2 protein-coding genes are annotated in these 20,803 nt (G+C 74.1%); both read left to right on the forward strand.

From position 1 onward, the window contains the following. The first annotated feature begins 6 nt into the window (after nt 1–6). Complete coding sequence (locus tag ACWDN5_RS27770; RefSeq protein WP_449678353.1) at nt 7–15,033, forward strand: type I polyketide synthase; 15,027 nt, start codon at nt 7–9, stop codon at nt 15,031–15,033. 26 nt (nt 15,034–15,059) lie between these two features. Further along, nucleotides 15,060–20,803 (forward strand): type I polyketide synthase (locus ACWDN5_RS27775; RefSeq protein ID WP_449678354.1); only part of this gene is annotated, 5,744 nt, incomplete at its 3' end.

The following is a 20,803-nucleotide window of genomic DNA, read 5'->3' on the forward strand; positions in this document are numbered from 1 at the left end:
AAGCTCCTGGACTACCTCAAGCGCGCCACGGCCGACCTGCGCGAAGCCCGCCGCCGCCTGCAGGAGAACGAGGACCGCGCGCAGGAGCCGGTCGCGATCGTCGGCATGAGCTGCCGCTTCCCCGGCGGGGTCCGCACCCCCGAACAGCTGTGGGAACTCGTCGAAGCGGGGGAGGACGCGGTCGGGGCGTTCCCGGCCGACCGGGGCTGGGACCTCGACGCGCTGTACGACGCCGACCCCGGCAGCGCGGGCACCAGCTACACCCGGGAGGGCGCGTTCCTGCACGACGCGGCGGACTTCGACGCCGGCTTCTTCGGGATCTCCCCGCGGGAAGCCCTGGCGATGGACCCGCAGCAGCGGCTCCTGCTGGAGACGTCGTGGGAAGCCTTCGAGCGCGCCGGCATCGACCCGACGTCCGTGCGCGGCTCGAAGGTGGGCGTCTACACGGGGGTCATGTATTCCGACTACGCGGCCCGGCTGCTGCTCGCGCCCGAGGTGTTCGCGGAGTTCGAGGCCTTCCTCGGCAACGGCAGCGCGGGCAGTGTCGCCTCCGGCCGGATCGCCTACACCCTCGGCCTGGAAGGCCCGGCCGTCACGATCGACACGGCGTGTTCGTCGTCGCTCGTGGCGTTGCACCTGGCCTGCCAGGCCGTCCGGCTCGGCGACTGCTCGCTCGCGCTGGCCGGCGGGGTCACGGTGATGGCCACGCCGGGCACGTTCACCGCCTTCAGCCGTCAGCGCGGCCTGGCCGCCGACGGCCGCTGCAAGCCTTTCGCCGACGCGGCCGACGGCACCGGCTGGGGCGAGGGCGCCGGGATGCTGCTCGTCGAACGCCTTTCTGACGCGCGTCGCCACGGGCACCCGGTGCTCGCCGTCGTCCGCGGTTCCTCCGTCAACCAGGACGGCGCGAGCAGCGGCCTGACCGCGCCGAACGGGCCGGCGCAGCAGCGGGTCATCCGGGCCGCACTGGCGAACGCCGGTCTGTCCACTTCGGATGTCGACGCGGTGGAGGCCCACGGCACCGGAACGACGCTGGGCGACCCGATCGAGGCGCAGGCGCTGCTGGCCACCTACGGCCGCGGTCGTGCGGCGGACCGGCCGCTGCTGCTCGGTTCGGTCAAGTCGAACCTCGGGCACACGCAGGCCGCCGCCGGGGTGGCCGGGGTGATCAAGTCCGTCCAGGCCCTGCGGCGGGGCGTCCTGCCGCGGTCGCTGCACATCGACGCGCCTTCGTCCCAAGTGGACTGGGACGCCGGGGAAGTGCGGCTGCTGACCGAGGCGACGCCGTGGCCGGAGACCGGGCGGCCGCGACGGATCGGCGTCTCGTCGTTCGGCGTCAGCGGGACGAACGCGCACGTGATCCTGGAGCAGGTTCCCGCCGGATCCGCTCCGCCGCCGCGCGTGGCTTCGGGGCCGGTGCCGTGGGTGTTGTCGGCGGATTCCCCGGAGGCGTTGCGCGGGCAGGCGGCTGCGCTGCTTGCGCACGACGGTGATCCGGTCGACGTCGGGTACTCGCTGGTGAAGGCGCGGGCGTTGCTGAGCCATCGGGCGGTGGTCGTCGGCGCGGGCGGCCTCGCTGCGCTGGCTTCGGGCTCGCCGAGTCCCGATGTGGTCACCGGGGAGGCGTCGGCCTGCGGCAAGGTGGCCCTGGTCTTCCCGGGGCAGGGTTCGCAGTGGGCCGGGATGGCGCTGGAGCTGGCGTCGTCGTCGCCGGTGTTCGCTGCGCGTCTCGACGAGTGCGCGGTGGCACTATCGTCCTTTGTGGACTGGTCACTGCAGGAGGTCTTGGCCGATGCGGAGGCGTTGAGCCGGGTCGACGTGGTGCAGCCTGCGTTGTTCGCGGTGATGGTGTCGTTGGCGGAGCTGTGGCGGTCGTTCGGGGTTGTTCCGGATGCGGTGGTCGGTCACTCGCAGGGTGAGATCGCGGCCGCGGTCGTCTCGGGGGCATTGTCGCTTGAGGACGGCGCTCGCGTGGTGGCGTTGCGGAGCAGGGCGATTCTTGCGCTGGCCGGTCGCGGTGGCATGGTCTCGGTGGCGGCGCCCTGGGAGACGGTCGAAGCGCGGCTGACCGATGGGCTTTCGATCGCCGCGGTGAACGGTCCCGCCGCGGTGGTGGTTTCCGGTTCGCCCGCCGGGCTGGACGCTTTTGCCGCGGCCTGCGAGGCCGAGGGGATCCGGGCCAAGCGGGTGCCGGTGGACTACGCGTCCCACTCGGCGCAGGTCGAGCAGGTGCGCGACGAGATCCTTGACGTGCTCGCCCCCATCGCTCCGCGACGGCCCGGGACGGCGTTCATGTCCACCGTGACCGGCGAGTGGGCCGAAGCGCTGGACGCCGGGTACTGGTACACCAACCTGCGCAGCACCGTCCGCTTGGACATCGCCGTCGAGCGGTTGAAGAGCGAGGGCTTCGGGACGTTCATCGAAGCGTCGCCGCATCCGGTGCTGACGATGGCCCTCGGCGAGGACGTCGTCACGCTCGGCTCGCTACGCCGGGACGACGGTGGGCTGAGCCGTTTCCACACGTCGCTCGCCTCGGCGCACGTGGCCGGGGTGGCGGTCGACTGGACGCCGGCTTTCCCGGACGGCCGGATCGCCGACCTCCCGACCTATGCGTTCCAGCGCAAGCGCTACTGGCTCGACGCGCCTCGCCAGGAGGTGTCGGCGGACCCGGCGGACGCCCGCTTCTGGGCGGCGGTCGACGGCGGTGACCTGGGCGCGCTGGCGGAGCTGCTCGACGTCCCCGCGGAGACGTCGTTCGCCGAGCTGCTCCCCGCCATCGCCCGCTGGCGTCGGCTGCGCCAGGAGAGGTCCACTGTGGACTCCTGGCGGTACCGGGTGGAGTGGAAGCCGCTGCCCGAGCCGGAGGCGGGTGTGCTGTCGGGACGCTGGGTGGTGGTCGTCCCGCCCGGAGCGGACGCCGCGGAGATGACAAGCTGCCTCACGGCCGCCGGCGCGGAGCCGGTGGTGCTCGAATGGCCGGGTGATGGTTCCGCGAACAACGATTTCTCCGATGCCGCCGGCGTCATTTCGCTTCTCCCCGATGCCCCCGACACCCTCCTCCTCGCCCAGGCCCTCGACGGCACCACCGCGCCCCTCTGGCTCCTGACCCGCAACGCCGTCACCGCCCTCCCCGGCGACCGAGCCCCTGCCGCCGATCCCGCGCAGATCTGGGCCCTCGGCCGCGTCATCGGGCTCGAACACCCCGAACGCTGGGGCGGCCTTGTCGACCTCCCCGCCACCCTCGAACCCCGGGCCAAGAGGCGCCTGGCCGCCGTCCTCGCCGGGCTCGACCACGAAGACCAGGTCGCCGTCCGGGCCTCCGGGCTCTTCGCGCGCCGGCTCGCGCACGCACCCTCGGCCGAACCCGTCCACCGCTGGCGGCCCGAAGGCACCGTCCTCGTCACCGGCGGGACCGGCGCGCTCGGCGGGCACGTCGCCCGGTGGCTGGCCCGGTCCGGCGCCGAGCACCTCGTCCTCGTCAGCCGCCGCGGCGCCGACGCTCCCGGTGCCGCCGAGCTCCAAGCCGAGCTGGCCTGCCGGGTCACCTTCGTCGCTTGCGACCTCGCCGACCGGGACGCCGTCGCCGCGCTCGTCCGCGACCACCACGACATCCGCGCGGTCGTCCACACCGCCGGTCTGCCGCAAGCCGCAACCATCGCCGACACCAGCGTGGCGGACTTCGCCGAAGTCCTCGCGGCCAAGGCCGCCGGCGCCGACCACCTCGACGAGCTCCTCGGCGACGACCTCGACGCCTTCGTCCTCTTCTCCTCCAACGCCGGTGTCTGGGGCAGTGCCGGCCAAGGCGCCTACGCCGCCGCCAACGCGCACCTCGACGCACTCGCCGCTCGGCGACGCGCCGCCGGGCGGAAAGCCACCTCCGTGGCCTGGGGGTCCTGGGCCGGCGACGGCATGGCGGGCAGCGCCGAAGCGAAGGACCACCTGCGCCGCCGCGGCCTGCGGGAGATGGCCCCGGACCGCGCCATCGCCGCCCTCCAGCACGCCTTGGACGCCGACGAGACCTTCGTGGCCGTCGCCGACATGGACTGGCCGCGGTTCGCCGCCGGGTTCACCGCCGCCCGACGGCGTCCGCTCATCGAGGACCTGCCGGAAGTCCGCGTCGAGGAGGTCGTCACCGAGGTCGGGACCGGCCTCGCCGAAGCGATCCGGACGCTCGGCCCGCGGGAGGCCGCGCACCACGTCCTCGACCTGGTCCGCGGCCAGGCCGCCGCCGTGCTGGGGCACGACTCCGGCGCGGCCGTCCCCGCCGACCGGGCCTTCCGCGAACTCGGCTTCGACTCGCTGACCGCGGTCGAACTCCGCAACCGGCTGACCGCCGCGACCGGCGTCCGCCTCCCCTCGACCGTCGTCTTCGACCACCCGCACCCGCGCGCCCTGGCCGGTCACCTCCTGCGCGAGGTGACCGGAACCGAACCGGCCGCCACGACCGCCACGGCCACCGCGTCCGACGAGCCGATCGCCATCGTCGCCATGGGCTGCCGCTACCCGGGGGACGTGGCCTCGCCCGAGGACCTGTGGCGCCTGCTGGCCGACGGCGCGGACGGCGTCGGCCCGTTCCCCGCCGACCGCGGTTGGGACCTGGCCGCGCTCTACGACCCGGACCCGGCGAACCTCGGCACCAGCTACACCCGCGAGGGCGGGTTCGTGACCACGGCCGCGCAGTTCGACGCCGGGTTCTTCGGCATCTCCCCGCGCGAAGCCCTGGCCATGGACCCGCAGCAACGCGTCCTGCTGGAGACGTCGTGGGAGGTCTTCGAGCGCGCGGGCCTCGACCCGGAGTCGTTGCGCGGCAGCGGAACCGGTGTGTTCGTCGGCGCGACGTCCTCCGGCTACGGGGTCGGCGCGCGTGACGAGTCCGGCGGCTCCGAAGGCTACCTGCTGACCGGCAGCGCCCCGGCCGTCGTCTCCGGCCGGCTGTCCTACACGTTCGGCCTGGAGGGCCCGGCCGTCACCGTCGACACGGCGTGCTCGTCGTCGCTGGTCGCGCTGCACCTGGCGTGCCAGTCGCTGCGGCAGGGCGAGTGCTCGATGGCCCTCGCGGGCGGCGTCACCGTGATGGCGCACCCGGCGGCGTTCGTCGAATTCAGCCGCCAGCGCGGCCTCGCCGAGGACGGTCGCTGCAAGTCCTTCGCCGACGCCGCCGACGGCACCGGCTGGAGCGAAGGCGTCGGCCTGGTGCTGCTGGAGAAGCTGTCGGACGCCCGGCGCCACGGCCACCCGATCCTCGCGGTGGTCCGCGGCTCGGCGGTGAACCAGGACGGGGCCTCCAACGGGCTCAGCGCCCCGAACGGCCCGTCACAGCAACGGGTGATCCGGGCGGCGCTGGCGAACGCCGGCCTGCGACCGTCCGATGTGGACGTCGTGGAGGCGCACGGCACCGGCACCCGGCTCGGCGACCCGATCGAGGCCCAGGCGCTGCTGGCGACGTACGGCCAGGACCGCGACCGGCCGCTGTGGCTCGGCTCGCTGAAGTCCAACATCGGGCACACGCAGTCGGCCTCGGGCGTGGCCGGGGTGATCAAGATGGTGCTCGCCATGCGGCACGGCGTCCTGCCGCGCACACTGCACGTCGACACCCCCTCGTCGCAAGTGGACTGGTCGGCGGGTGCGGTGGAACTGCTCACCGAGGAACGCGAGTGGGCGTCCGACGGCCCGCGCCGCGCCGCGGTCTCGGCGTTCGGCGTGAGCGGGACCAACGCGCACGTGGTCCTCGAACAAGCCGAACCGGTCGCGGTCCCGCCGGCCGGCCCGGACGCGACGCCGCCGCTCGTCCCGCTGTCGGCCCGGAGTGTCCCGGCGTTGCGTGCCCAAGCCGGCCGGCTCCGGGGAACCGGGCTGACGCCGCAGGACCTCGCTTACTCCCTGACGTTCACCCGCGCCACGCACGATCACCGCGCGGTCCTCGTCGCGAGCGGCGACGAGCTCGACCGGGCCCTGGAGGTGCTCGCCGACGGTGGCACCGACGCGGCCGTGGTCACCGGCACGGCCGACCGGGACGCCCTGCTGGCGGTGCTGTTCACCGGCCAGGGCGCCCAGCGGGTCGGGATGGGCCGAGGTCTCCATGACCGCTTCCCGGTGTACGCCGAAGCGTTCGACGCGGTGCTCGCGCACTTCGGTCCGGAGCTGCGGGAGGCCTTCGAGGATGCGTCGCTGCTGGATCGCACCGAGTTCACCCAGCCCGCGTTGTTCGCGGTCGAGGTGGCGTTGTTCCGGCTGGCCGAGTCGTTCGGTGTGCGGCCGGATTTCGTGGCCGGGCATTCGATCGGGGAGATTTCGGCGGCGCACGTGGCCGGTGTGCTGTCCCTGGAGGACGCTTGCCGCCTGGTTGCTGCCCGCGCGTCGCTGATGCAGGCGCTCCCGGCCGGCGGCGCGATGGTGTCGATCGCCGCTCCGGAGTCCGCGATCACCCTGACCGAAGGTGTCTCCATCGCGGCGGTCAACGGCCCCGAGTCGGTGGTGATCTCCGGCGAGGAGGCCGCGGTCTTGGCCATCGCGGCGAAGTTCCCGAAGACCAAGCGGCTGACCGTGAGTCACGCGTTCCACTCGCCGCTGATGGATCCGATGCTCGACGATTTCCGTGCGGTCGCCGAGACGCTGACGTATCACCCGGCGCGGATACCGGTGCTCTCGAATGTGAGCGGTGCTCTCGCTTCGTCGTTCACGGCGGACTACTGGGTGCGGCACGTGCGCGAGGCGGTCCGGTTCGCCGACGGAGTGTCCACTTTGGCGGCGGCCGGCGTCGGGGTGTTGCTGGAACTGGGGCCCGACGGGGTGCTCAGCTCGATGGTCCCGGGTACCGCGATCCCCGCCCTCCGCCGCGACCGCGACGAGGAACGCACCTTCTTCACCGCGCTGGCCCGACTGCACGTCCACGGCGTCGACCTGGACTGGGAGAGCCTGTACGCCGGTTCGGCCGGGCGGGCCGTCGCGTTGCCGACGTACCCCTTCGAACACCGGCGGTACTGGCTCGAGCCCGCCCGTCCGGAGCCCGCCACCGACACTGCGGACGCCGAGTTCTGGGCCGCCGTCGAGCGCGGTGACCTGGCCCGCGACCTCGCCGTCGACGAAGACCTCGCCGACGCCATCCAGCCCGCGCTCCAGGCCTGGCGGACCCGCCACCGCGAAGCGAGCACCGTCGAATCGTGGCGCTACCGCGTCGCCTGGCGGCCGCACCCGATCGCGGCCGCACGGCTGTCCGGCACCTGGCTGCTCATCGGTACCGCGCCCGCGGGGATCGCGGAAAGCCTGGCCGAACGGGGTGCGGAGGTCCGCACCGTGCCGCTCGAACGCCTGGGTGAGGTGCAAGACATCGCCGGAGCGCTCGCCTTCCCGGCCGACCTGGCCGAAGCCCTCACTGTGCTGCAGGCCGACCTGCCCGGGCCGCTCTGGCTCGGCACCACGGGAGCCGTGCGCACCGGCCGGTCCGACGTCGCGCCCGAGCCGGCTCTCGCGCAGGTCTGGGGCCTCGGCCGGGTCGCCGCGCTCGAACTCACCGGCCGCGAAATCGGGCTCCTGGACCTCCCGGCCACCCTCGACGACCGCGGCCACGACCGGCTCGCCGCCCTCCTGGCCGCGGGCACCGGCGAAGACCAGGTGGCCCTGCGGGCGTCCGGCGCGTTCGTGCCCCGGCTCGTCCGCGCCCCGGCGGACGCCACCCCCGGCACCTGGCGACCCGAGGGCACCGTCCTGATCACCGGCGGCACCGGAGCACTGGGCGGCGCGCTCGCCCGGACCCTGGCCGCCCGCGGCACCCGGGACTTGCTGCTGCTGAGCCGGCGCGGCCCGGACGCCCCCGGCGCGGACAACCTCGCGACCCAGCTGCGTGACCTCGGCGCCGACCCGGAAATCGTCGCCTGCGACGTCACCGACCGCGCAGCACTGGCCGAAGTCCTGGATGGACGGAACGTGACCGCGGTCTTCCACGCCGCCGGGTACGGCCGGTTCACACCGATCACCGATTCTTCCACGACGGACTTCGCCGAGGTGGTCGGCGCCAAAGTGGACGGTGCCGTCCACCTCGACGAACTCCTCGGTGACCTTGAGGCCTTCGTGCTCTTCTCCTCCATCGCCGGAGTTTGGGGCAGCGGCCACCAAGGCGCCTACGCGGCGGCCAATGCGCACCTCGACGCCCTCGCGGAACGCCGTCGCGCCACCGGACGCGCCGGGACGTCGGTCGCCTGGGGTCCCTGGGCGGGCGCCGGCATGGGCGCCTCCGAAGAGGGCGACGAACTGCTTCGCCGTCGCGGTCTGCTCCCGCTCGACCCGGACCTCGGGATGCGCGCGCTCCTGCAGGCCGTCGAGCTGAACGAGACCACCGTCGTCGTCGCCGACGTCGACTGGGCGAAGTTCGCGCCGTCGTACGCGGCGGCCCGGCCCCGGCCGCTGATGAGCGAGCTGCCCGAGTTCACCGTCGACGAGAACGCCGGTGAGCGCGGCACGGCCGAGCTGACCACCCGCCTGGCCGCGCTGCCCGGCCTCGAACGCCGTCGCGTGCTCCTGGACGTCGTGCGCGTCCGCGCCGCGACGGTCCTCGGCCACGACGGCGCCGAGGCCATCGAGCCCGCGCGGCCCTTCAAGGACCTGGGCTTCGACTCGCTCACCGCCGTCGAGCTGCGCAACGGCCTCGCCGCCGAAACCGGCCTCACCCTGCCTTCGACGCTCGTGTTCGACCACCCGACCCCGGCGGACCTGACCGATCGCCTGCTGGCGGAGATCTTCGGCGCCGGCACCCCGGACCTGCCGACAGCCGTGGCTGCCGTCGACGACGACCCGATCGCAATCATCGCCATGAGCTGCCGCTACCCGGGCGGGGTCCGCTCGCCGGAAGACCTCTGGCGCCTGGTCGGCGAAGGCGGCGACGGCATCGCCCCGTTCCCCGCCGACCGCGGCTGGGACGTCGGCGCGCTGTACGACCCGGACCCGGGCAAGAGCGGCCGCAGCTACGCCCGGGAGGGCGGTTTCCTCGACGGTGTCACGGAGTTCGACGCCGGGTTCTTCGGGATTTCGCCCCGCGAAGCCCTCGCGATGGACCCGCAGCAGCGGCTGCTGCTGGAGACGTCGTGGGAGCTGTTCGAGCGCGCGGGCATCGACCCGCACGCGCTGCGCGGCACGAAGACGGGGGTGTTCGCCGGCACCAACGGCCAGGACTACGTCACCCTGCTCGGGGCGGCCGACGGCGTCGAGGGCCATCTGCTGACCGGGAACACCACCAGCGTCATCGCCGGGCGCGTCTCCTACACCTTCGGGCTGGAAGGGCCGTCGGTCGCGGTCGACACCGCGTGTTCGTCGTCGCTGGTCGCGCTGCACCTCGCCTGCCAGTCGCTCCGGCAGGGCGAGTCCACGATGGCCGTCGCCGGCGGGGTCACGGTCATGTCGACGCCGGGGGCGTTCGTCGAGTTCAGCCGGCAGCGCGGACTGGCCCCCGACGGCCGGTGCAAGCCGTTCGCCGAGGCGGCCGACGGCACCGGCTGGGCCGAAGGGGCGGGCTTGCTCCTGCTGGAACGCCTGTCGGACGCGCGGCGCAACGGCCACGAAGTCCTGGCACTCGTCCGCGGTTCGGCGGTCAACTCCGATGGTGCGTCGAACGGCCTGACCGCGCCGAACGGTCCCTCACAGCAACGCGTGATCCGCGCGGCACTGGCCGACGCCGGACTCACACCGTCCGATGTGGACGTCGTCGAGGCACACGGCACCGGGACCACGCTGGGCGACCCGATCGAGGCGCAGGCCGTGCTGGCCACCTACGGCCAGGACCGCGACACCCCGCTGTGGCTGGGTTCGGTGAAGTCCAACATCGGCCACACGCAGGCCGCGGCCGGAGCCGCCGGGATCATCAAGATGGTCATGGCCATGCGCCACGGCGTGCTGCCGAAGTCCCTCCACGTCGACGCACCGACGTCCCATGTGGACTGGTCGGCGGGTGCGGTCGAGCTGCTCACCGAGGCCCGCGAATGGCCCGCCGACCGGCCGCGCCGGGCCGGGATCTCCTCGTTCGGCATCTCCGGCACCAACGCGCACACCATCATCGAGCAGGCCGAACCCGCTCCCGAAACCGTCGCGGCCGAGGTCACGGGGTTGGTGCCGTGGCCGGTCTCGGGCCGGTCGGTCGCCGCACTGCGCGCCCAGGCCGCCCTCCTGTCCGAAGTGGACACGCGTCCGGCCGACGTCGGATTCTCCTTGACCACCGGCCGGGCGGCCCTGGACCACCGTGCCGTCGTGCTCGGGACGACGGCCGAGGACTTCCGGACCGGCCTGGCCGCGCTCGCCGGCGGCACGCCCGCGCCCGAGGTCGTCCAGGGCGAGGCGGCCACCGGCCCGCTCGCCGTGCTGTTCACCGGGCAGGGCGCCCAGCGCGCCGGGATGGGCCGGGAACTCTACGACCGGTTCGCGGTCTACGCCGACGCGTTCGACGAGGCCTGCGCGCACCTCGACCCGCACCTGGACCACTCGCTGCGCGACGTCGTCTTCGCCGAGCCGGGCGACGAGAAGCAGCTGGACCGGACGGCCTGCACCCAGCCCGCGCTGTTCGCCGTCGAGCTGGCCCTGTTCCGGCTGGCCGAGAGCTGGGGGGTGCGGCCGGACCACCTCGCCGGCCACTCGATCGGCGAGCTGGTCGCGGCGCACGTCGCCGGGGTGCTGTCGCTGGCCGACGCCGCCGAGCTGGTCGCCGCCCGCGGCCGCCTGATGGAAGCCCTGCCGGACGGCGGGGCGATGGTTTCGCTGCGCGCCGGCGAGGAGGCCGTGGCCGCCGAGGTGGCCAAGACCGGCGGCCGGGCCGGCATCGCGGCGGTCAACGGGCCCGGCTCGGTCGTCGTCTCCGGCGACAAGGACGTCGTGCTGGAGCTGGCCGCCGGGTTCGCGGCGGCCGGGGTGCGGACCAAGCGGCTCAAGGTGAGCCACGCGTTCCACTCGCCGCGGATGGACGCGATGCTCGACGACTTCGCCGCGGTCGCGCGGCGGCTGACCTACCACCCGGCCGAACGGGCCGTGGTCTCCACGGTGACCGGGCAGCTCGCCGGTCCGGAGTTGTCCACATCGGACTATTGGGTGCGGCAGGTGCGGGCGTCGGTGCGGTTCGCCGACGCCGTCGCCACCCTGGCCGGCCTGGGCGTCCGGACGTTCCTCGAAGCCGGACCGGACGCCGTGCTCAGCGCCATGGCCGCCGACTGCCTCGGCGAGGACGTCGTGGCCGTGCCGCTGCTGCGCCGCGACCGGCCGGAGGAGCGCACGTTCGCCACCGCGCTCGCCGGGCTGTGGGTCCGCGGCGTCCCGGTCGACCTCTCGGCCGCGTTCCCCGGTGCCCGCCGCGTCCCGCTGCCGACGTACGCCTTCCAGCACCGCCGCTACTGGCCCGAGGTTTCGGCGCGCGCCGGGGACGTCGGGGCGGCCGGGCTCACCGACGCGGCACACCCGCTGCTGGCCGCGACCCTGCCGCTGGCCGGGGGCGACGGTGTCGTCCTCACCGGGCGGCTGTCCCTGGCGACCCAACCGTGGCTCGCCGACCACGCGGTCCTCGGCACGGTTCTGCTGCCCGGCACCGCGTTCGTCGAGCTGGCGATCCGCGCCGGTGACCAGGCCGGGTGCCCGGTGGTCGAGGAACTGACCCTCGCCGCGCCGCTCGTGCTGCGCGAGCAGGACGCCGTCGCGATCCAGGTGGCGGTCGCCGGCCCGGACGACGACGGCCGTCGCGAACTGACGATCCACTCGCGTCCGGAGGGCCGCGACGACTGGACCGCGCACGCCGCAGGCGTCCTCGCACCGGCAGCCACGGCACAACCGGCCTCCTGGGCCGAATGGCCGCCCACCGGAGCGGAACCCATTGCGGTCACCGGCTTCTACGAGACTCTCGCGGCGTCCGGGTTCGGCTACGGACCTGCCTTCCGCGGCCTGCGCGCAGCCTGGCGCCTCGGCGAGGAGATCTACGCCGAGGTCGCGCTGCCGGAGCCGCAGGCGAGCGGGTTCGGCCTGCACCCGGCTCTGCTGGACGCCGCGCTGCACGCCCTGGGCCTGCGCGGCGGCGGCACCGGTCCGCGGCTGCCGTTCGCCTGGACCGGCGTCACCCTGCACGCCACCGGCGCCACCGCGCTGCGGGTGCGGCTGCGGCCGGGTGCCGGGGACGCGGTGGCCGTCGACGTCGCCGACACGACCGGCGCCCCGGTCGCTTCGGTGGCCGCGCTCGTCCTGCGTCCGGTGTCGGCCGAGCAGTTGCACGGGCCGGACAGCGACGCGCTGTTCCAGGTCGAGTGGACGCCGGTTCCGGTGCCGGACACCCCGGGCGGCCGGTACGCGGTCGTCGGCCCGGACCCGCTCGGCCTGGCGGCCGGGCTCGCCTCGGCCGGGGTCGTCGAGTCCTGTGTGGACCTCGCGGAACTCGGTCGCCGCACCGAAGAAAGCGGCGAAGAACCGCAGTACGTGTTTTCCGCGATCCGGCACTCGACGCAGCCGCGCGAGCGGGCCGCCTTCGCGCTCGAGCTGGTCCGGGAGTGGCTGGCCGACGAGCGGTTCACCACCGCCCGGCTGGTCCTGGTGACCCGCGGCGCGGTCGGTGCCGCCGACGGCGACCGCGTCCCCGACCTCACCGCCGCGCCCGTGTGGGGCCTGCTGCGGTCGGCGCAGTTCGAGAACCCCGGCCGGCTCGTCCTGGTCGACCTCGACGACGAAGACCCGCGCTCGGCGGCGCTGCTCGGCGCGGTCGCTTCCGGGGAGCCCCAGCTCGCGCTGCGGGACGGCCGCGCACTGGCCGCACGGCTCGTGCGCGCCGGCACCGGCACCCTGCTCCAGCCGCCCGAAGGCAACTGGCGGCTCGACAGCACCGGCCGCGGCACCCTGCAGAACCTCGCGCTCGTCCCGAACCCGCTGCCGGAAACCCTCGGACCGGGCACGGTCCGGGTGGCCATCCGCGCCGCCGGGATGAACTTCCGCGACGTCCTCATCGGCCTCGGCATGTACCCGGGCGAGCCGCTCATGGGTATCGAAGGCGCCGGCGTCGTCCTCGAATGCGGCGAAGGCGTCACCGGGCTGGCCCCCGGCGACAAGGTGATGGGCTTCTTCCCCGGCTCCTTCGGTCCGCGTTCGGTCGCCGACCAGCGGATGCTCGCGAAGATCCCCGACGGCTGGTCGTTCAGCGAAGCCGCGTCGGTGCCCATCGTCTTCCTCACCGCCTACTACGGCCTGGTCGATCTGGCCGGGCTGCGGGCGGGCGAGTCCGTGCTGGTGCACGCGGGCGCCGGCGGCGTCGGGATGGCCGCCATCCAGCTGGCCCGCCACCTCGGCGCCGAGGTCTACGCCACCGCCAGTCCCGGCAAGTGGGACGTCCTGCGCGCCTCCGGGCTCGACGACGCGCACCTGGCCTCCTCGCGCACGACCGGGTTCGCGGAGCTGTTCCGCGAGGCCAGTGGCGGCCGGGGCGTCGACGTCGTGCTCAACGCCCTGACCCATGAGTTCGTCGACGCCTCCTTCGCGCTGATGCCGCGCGGCGGGCGGTTCCTCGAGATGGGCAAGGCCGACGTGCGCGACGCGGGCGCCGTCGCCGCCACCCACCCGGGTGTCCGGTACCAGGCGTTCGACCTGGTCGAAGCCGGTCCGGACCGCATCCGGGAGCTGTTCACCGAGGTCCTCGCGCTGTTCGAGGCCGGTGCCCTGACGCCGCTGCCGGTGCGGACCTGGGACGTCCGGCGCGCGCCCGAGGCGTTCCGGTTCGTCAGCCAGGCCAAGCACGTCGGCAAGGTCGTGCTCACCATGCCGCCGTCCTTCGGCGACGGCACGGTGCTGATCACCGGCGGCACCGGCGCGCTGGGCGGCCTGGTCGCCCGGCGGCTGGTCACCGGGCACGGCGTCCGCGACCTGGTTCTGCTGAGCCGCCGCGGACCGGACGCTCCCGGCGCGGCCGAACTGGCCGCCGGGCTGCGGGACCTCGGCGCGGACGTCCGGGTCGTGGCCGCCGACGCCGCCGACCGCCGGGAGCTGGCCGCCGTGCTGGCCGGAATCCCGGCGCTGACCGGCGTGGTGCACGCGGCCGGTGTCCTCGACGACGGCGTCGTCGCGTCCTTGACGCCCGAGCGGCTGAACGCGGTGCTGCGGCCGAAGGTCGACGCGGCGCTGAACCTGCACGAACTCACCCGGGACCGGGGCCTTTCGGCGTTCGTCCTGTTCTCCTCGGCGGCGGCCACGCTGGGCAGCCCCGGCCAGGGCAACTACGCCGCGGCGAACGCGTTCCTCGACGCGCTCGCGCAGCACCGCGCGGCCCGGGGGCTCCCGGCCGGGTCGCTGGGGTGGGGGCCGTGGGCCACCGACGGCATGCTCCGCGAAGCCGACCTCGCGAAACTGGCGCGGTCCGCGTTCGTCCCGTTCACCGCCGACCGCGGCCTCGACCTGTTCGACGTCGCGGCGGCCCGGCCGGAACCGGCCCTGCTGCCGCTGCAGCTCGACCCGGCCGCGCTGAGCGCGCAGTCCGGGCTGCCGCCGCTGTTCGCGTCGCTGGTGCGGGCCCCGGCGCGCCGGACCGCGTCGGCGGCAGTGCCGGCCGAAGGCCCCGCATTGGCCGAGCGGCTGGCGGGCGTGCCCGAGATCGAGCGCGGTGACTTCCTCCTCGACGTCGTGCGCGGGCACGTCGCCACGGTGCTGGGCCACGGCTCGGCCGCCGACGTCGAAGGCAGTCGCGGCTTCCTCGACCTGGGCTTCGACTCGCTCACCGCGGTCGAGCTGCGCAACCGGCTCACCGCCGAGAGCGGGCTGCGGCTGCCGGCCACGCTGATCTTCGACCACCCGTCGCCCGCCGACCTCGCCGCGCACCTGCTCGCCGGGCTCGCCCCCGCCGCCGCCGACCCGGAAGCCGCGGTGCTGGCGGAACTGGACCGGCTCCTGGAACGCGCCGGGGACAGCCGCCGGGTCACCGCGCGGCTGGAGACCCTGCTCGCCCGCCGCCGGGGCGCGGCCGGGGACGAGGACACCGAACTGGACTCCGCGAGCGACGACGAGATCTTCGACCTGATCGACAACGAACTCGGACTGTCCTGAATGGACGGCACGCGACGGGATGGGGCCTGATGGACAACGACGCGAAGCTCCGGGAGTACCTGAAGAAGGTGACCGCGGACCTCCGGCGCGCCCGCAAGCGCGTCCAGGAGGTCGAGGACGCCGGGTCGGCCCCGGTCGCGATCGTCGGGATGGCCTGCCGGTTCCCCGGCGGCGTCCGCTCGCCCGAGGACCTGTGGCGGCTGGTCGATTCCGGCGGTGACGGGATGTCCGGGTTCCCCGCCGACCGCGGCTGGCCGGACGCGCACGACGCGGGCTTCGTCGCCGAAGGCGGCTTCGTGCACGACGCAGGCCAGTTCGACGCGGGCTTCTTCGGCATCTCGCCACGCGAAGCGCTGGCCATGGACCCCCAGCAACGGTTGCTGCTGGAGACGTCGTGGGAGGCTCTCGAACGCGCCGGGATCGTGCCGGAGACGTTGCGCGGCAGCCGTTCGGCGGTGTTCGTCGGCGCGGCCTCCCAGGGCTACGGGACCGGCGCGGGGGAGGAGGCCGAGGCGGTCGCCGGGCACCTGATGACCGGGACCGCCACCAGTGTCCTGTCCGGCCGGATCTCCTACACCCTCGGCCTGGAGGGGCCGTCGGTCACCGTCGACACGGCGTGTTCGTCGTCGCTGGTGGCGTTGCACCTGGCGGTGCAGTCGCTGCGGCGCGGGGAGTCCGACCTCGCGCTGGCCGGCGGCGCGGCGGTGATGGTCAACCCGGACATGTTCACCGAGATGAGCCGCCAGGGCGGGCTGTCCGGCAACGGCCGCTGCAAGGCGTTCGCCGACGGCGCCGACGGCACCGGCTGGGGCGAAGGTGCCGGGATGCTGCTGGTCGAGCGGCTGGCCGACGCGCAACGCCTCGGCCACCCGGTGCTGGCGGTGATCCGCGGCTCGGCGGTGAACCAGGACGGCGCGAGCAGCGGCCTGTCCGCGCCGAACGGCCCGTCGCAGCAACGCGTGATCCGGGACGCCCTCGCCGACGCCCGGTTGTCCACTGTGGACGTCGACCTGGTCGAGGCGCACGGGACCGGCACGGCGTTGGGTGACCCGATCGAGGCGCAGGCGTTGCTGGCCACCTACGGCCAGGACCGTCCGGAGCCGCTGTGGCTGGGCTCGGTGAAGTCGAACATCGGGCACACGCAGGCGGCGGCAGGGGTCAGCGGTGTCATCAAGCTCGTCATGGCGCTGCGGAACCGCCGGATGCCGCCGACGCTGCACGCCGGGACGCCGTCGGCGAAGATCGACTGGACCGCCGGCGCGGTCGAGCTGCTCCAGGAGGGCCGGGAGTGGACCGCCGACCGGCCGCGGCGGGGTGCGGTGTCGTCGTTCGGCATCTCGGGCACCAACGCCCACGTCATCCTGGAGGAGGCCGCGCCCGCGGTTGCTTCCTCGGGGGGTTCTTCCGGCTTGGTGCCGTGGGTGCTGTCGGCCAAGTCGCCGGAGGCGCTGCGGTCGCAGGCCGCTCGCCTGTCTCTTGTGGACTCTTCACCGGACGACATCGCGTTTTCACTGGCGACGACCCGGTCGTCCTTTGCGCACCGGGCCGTCGTCGTCGGAGCGGATCGTGAGCGCCTCCTCGCCGGGGTGCGTGCTCTGGCCGACGGAACGCCCGCGCCGCACGTCGTTTCGGGCGTCGCCGGGAGCGGCAAGGTCGCCATGGTCTTCCCCGGGCAGGGTGCCCAATGGGCTGGGATGGCCGACGAACTCCTGGCCACTTCTCCGGTGTTTGCCGCGCGGTACACCGAGTGTTCCCGGGCACTCGAGCCGTACACCGGCTTTTCGCTGCTCGACTCGGTCGAACCGGACCGCGTCGACGTCGTGCAGCCGGCGCTGTTCGCGATGATGGTGTCCCTGGCCGAGCTGTGGGCCGCGCACGGCGTGCGTCCGGACGCGGTGATCGGCCACTCCCAGGGCGAAATCGCCGCGGCGGTGGTGTCCGGTGCCCTGTCCCTCGAGGACGGTGCTCGCGTGGTCGCTCTGCGCAGCAAGGCCATTCTTGCCCTGTCGGGCGCGGGCGGGATGGTCTCCGTGGCCGCGTCGCGTGAGCAGACCGAGTCGCTCGTGGCGCCGTGGGGTGACCGGATCGGCGTCGCCGCGGTGAACGGCCCCTCCGCGACCGTCGTTTCCGGCGAGCCCGGCGCGCTCGACGAGTTCATGGCGGCCTGCGAGGTGCGCACGCGCCGGATCCCGGTGGACTACGCGTCGCACTCCGTCCAGGTGGAGCAGCTGCGCGACGAACTCCTCGAGGTCCTGGCCCCGATCACCCCGCGCGCGGGACACGCCGGGTTCTTCTCGACGGTGACCGGCGAATGGCTCGACGGCACGGCGCTGGACGCCGAGTACTGGTACACCAACCTGCGCAGCACCGTCCGGCTGGACATCGCGGTCGAGCAGCTGAAGAGCGCGGGTTTCGGGACGTTCGTGGAGGTGTCGCCGCACCCCGTGCTCGTCCCGGCGATCGGGGACGACGTGACCACCCTCGGTTCTCTGCGTCGCGGCGACGGCGGCCCGGACCGCTTCGCGCTGTCGGTGGCCGAAGCGCACGTGAACGGCGTCAAGGTCGACTGGACACCGTACTTCGCCGATGCTGAGCGGGTCGATCTGCCCACGTATGCGTTCCAGCACCGGCACTACTGGCTCAAGCCCGGCACCCCCGCCGAGGCCGTCGCGGATCCGGGCTTCTGGGAGGCTGTCGACAGCGGATCCCTCGCGGAAACGCTCGGCGTCGATCCCGATGTCCCGCTCAGTGAGCTGCTGCCCGCCTTGAGCGACTGGCGCCGGACGGCCCGTGATAGGTCCACAGTGGACTCCTGGCGCTACGACGTCCGCTGGCGTCCGGCCGCCGAGCCGGTGGGTGCGCTGTCCGGACGCTGGCTGGCCGTGGCCGCACCCGGTCAGTCGACGTCCATCGTGGACATGCTCGGGTGTGAGGTCGTGCTCGCGACCGGCGACCGCGAGAGCCTGGCCGCCCGGTTGCGCGAGGCCGGGCCGGTGGCGGGCGTGGTGTCGTTGCTGGGCTTCGACGAGCGGCCGCACCCGGAGTTCCCCGAGCTGCCGTCCGGGGTGGCGGGCACGCTGGTGCTGGCCCAGGCCCTCGGCGACGCGGGAATCGACGCGCCCCTGTGGCTGCTGACGTCGGGAGCCGTGGACACGGACTCGCCTTCGCCCGCGCAGGCGCAGATCTGGGGCCTGGGCCGCGTGCTCGGCCTGGAGCACCCGAACCGCTGGGGTGGCTTGGTCGACCTTCCGGCAGATCCCGACGTCCGTGCCGGGGAGCGCCTCGCCGCCATCCTCGCCACCTCCGGCGACGAAGACCAGTTCGCCGTCCGCTCCTCCGGCGTCCTCGTCCGCCGCCTCGTCCGCGCGACCCCGCCTCGCACCGCCCCCGGCTCCTGGTCCCTGACCGGCACCATCCTGGTCACCGGCGGCACCGGCGCCCTCGGCCCGCGGATCGCCCGCTGGCTCCGCGGCGTCGGCGCCGAGCACGTCATCCTCGCCAGCCGCCACGGCAGCCAAGCCGACCCCGAGCCGGGCGTCACCTTCGCCACCTGCGACGTCACCGATCGCGCGCAGGTCGAAGCCCTCGCCGAAGCCCACGACATCCGCGCCGTCATCCACGCCGCCGCGCTGATCGAACTCGCCTCGATCGACGCCACCGACGTCGCCGCCTTCGCCGCGGTCGCCAAAGCCAAGGTCCAAGGCGCCGAAGTCCTCGACGCCGTCTTCGACCGGGACCTCGACGCCTTCGTCCTCTTCTCCTCCATCGCCGGCGTCTGGGGCAGTGGCGACCACGCCGCCTACGCCGCGGCCAACGCCCACCTCGACGCCCTCGCGCAGCGCCGGCGCGCCCGCGGCCTGCGCGCCACCTCGCTCGCCTGGGGCGTCTGGAACGCCCCCAGCCCCGCCAAAGCGAACCAGGACTTCGACGCGAGCCGCCTCCTCCGCCAGGGCCTGCCGTTCCTCGACCCCGACCTCGCCTTCGCGGGCCTCCGCCAGGTCCTCGCCGACGACGAAACCTTCCTCGCCGTCGCCGACGTCGACTGGACCCGGTTCGCGCCCGTCTTCACCGCCCTGCGCCCGCGCCCGCTGCTCGACGAACTGCCCGAGGTGCGGCGCGCGCTGGCCGTGGAGAAGCGGCAGGTCAAGACGGGCTGGCTGACCGGCGTCGCCCCGGCCGACCGCGCCCGGGCCGTGCTCGACCTGGTCCGCGCCACCGCGGCCGCCGTGCTCGGGCACGACGGCCCGGACGCCGTCGCCCCCGGCGTCGCCCTGCGGGAACTCGGCTTCGACTCGCTCACCGCCGTCGAACTGCGCAACCGCCTCGCCGCCGAAACCGGCCGGAGCCTGCCAGCCACCCTCGCCTTCGACCACCCGACCGCCGAGCGCATCACCGAATTCCTGCTCGGTGCCACCAGGACGGAAACCGTCGTCGCGGTCGCCGACGACGAGCCGATCGCCATCGTCGCCATGAGCTGCCGCTACCCCGGTGGCGTCAAGAGCCCCGAGGACCTCTGGGACCTCATCACCACCGGCGGCGACGCGATCACCGGGTTCCCGGCCGACCGCGGCTGGGACGTCGACGCGCTCTACGACCCCGACCCGGACCACGACGGCACCAGCTACACCCGCCACGGCGGTTTCCTGCACGACGCCGGCGACTTCGACCCGGGCTTCTTCGGGATCTCACCCCGCGAAGCGCTGGCCATGGACCCGCAGCAACGCCTGCTGCTGGAGACGTCGTGGGAGGCGATGGAACGCGCCGGCCTCGATCCGGAAAGCCTCCGCGGCAGCGCGACCGGCGTGTTCGTCGGCACCAACTACGCCGACTACGGCATCGGCCTCGCCCAGCCCGACGGCTCGGCCGGGCACCTGCTGACCGGCGGCGCGGCCAGCGTCGTCTCCGGCCGGATCTCCTACACCTTCGGGCTGACCGGCCCGGCCGTCACCGTCGACACGGCGTGCTCGTCGTCCCTGGTCGCGCTGCACCTCGCCTGCCAGTCGCTGCGCAACGGCGAGTGCACGATGGCCCTCGCGGGCGGGGTGGCGCTGATGTCGACCCCGGCGTCGTTCGTCGCGTTCAGCCGCCAGCGCGCGCTCGCCGCCGACGGCCGCTGCAAGGCCTTCTCCGACGACGCCGACGGCATGGGCATGGCCGAGGGTGTCGGCGTCCTGCTCGTCGAACGGCTCGCCGACGCGCAGCGGCACGGCCACGAGGTCCTGGCCGTGATCCGCGGCTCGGCGGTCAACCAGGACGGCGCGTCCAACGGCCTGACCGCCCCGAACGGCCCCGCCCAGCAGCAGGTCATCCGCCAGGCCGTGGCCAACGCCCGGCTGACCTTCGACGAGGTCGACGCCGTCGAAGCCCACGGCACCGGCACCACCCTCGGCGACCCGATCGAGGCACAGGCCCTGCTGGCCACGTACGGCCGCGACCGGGCGAACCCCCTGTGGCTCGGGTCGGTGAAGTCCAACATCGGCCACAGCCAGGCCGCCTCCGGCGTCGCCGGCGTCATCAAGATGGTGCTGTCCCTGCGCCACGGCGTCCTCCCGGGCACGCTGCACGCGGGCACACCGTCGTCCCATGTGGACTGGACGGCCGGGAACGTCCGGCTGCTGGACGAAACCCGCGAATGGCCGGAGACCGGCCGGCCACGCCGGGCCGCCGTGTCGTCGTTCGGGATGAGCGGGACCAACGCCCACGCGGTCCTCGAAGCCGCACCGGAGCCGGTCGCGACGGAGTCGTCCGGGCCCGTCCCCACCCGCCCCGG

It is taken from the genome of Amycolatopsis sp. NPDC003731 (assembly GCF_053586895.1).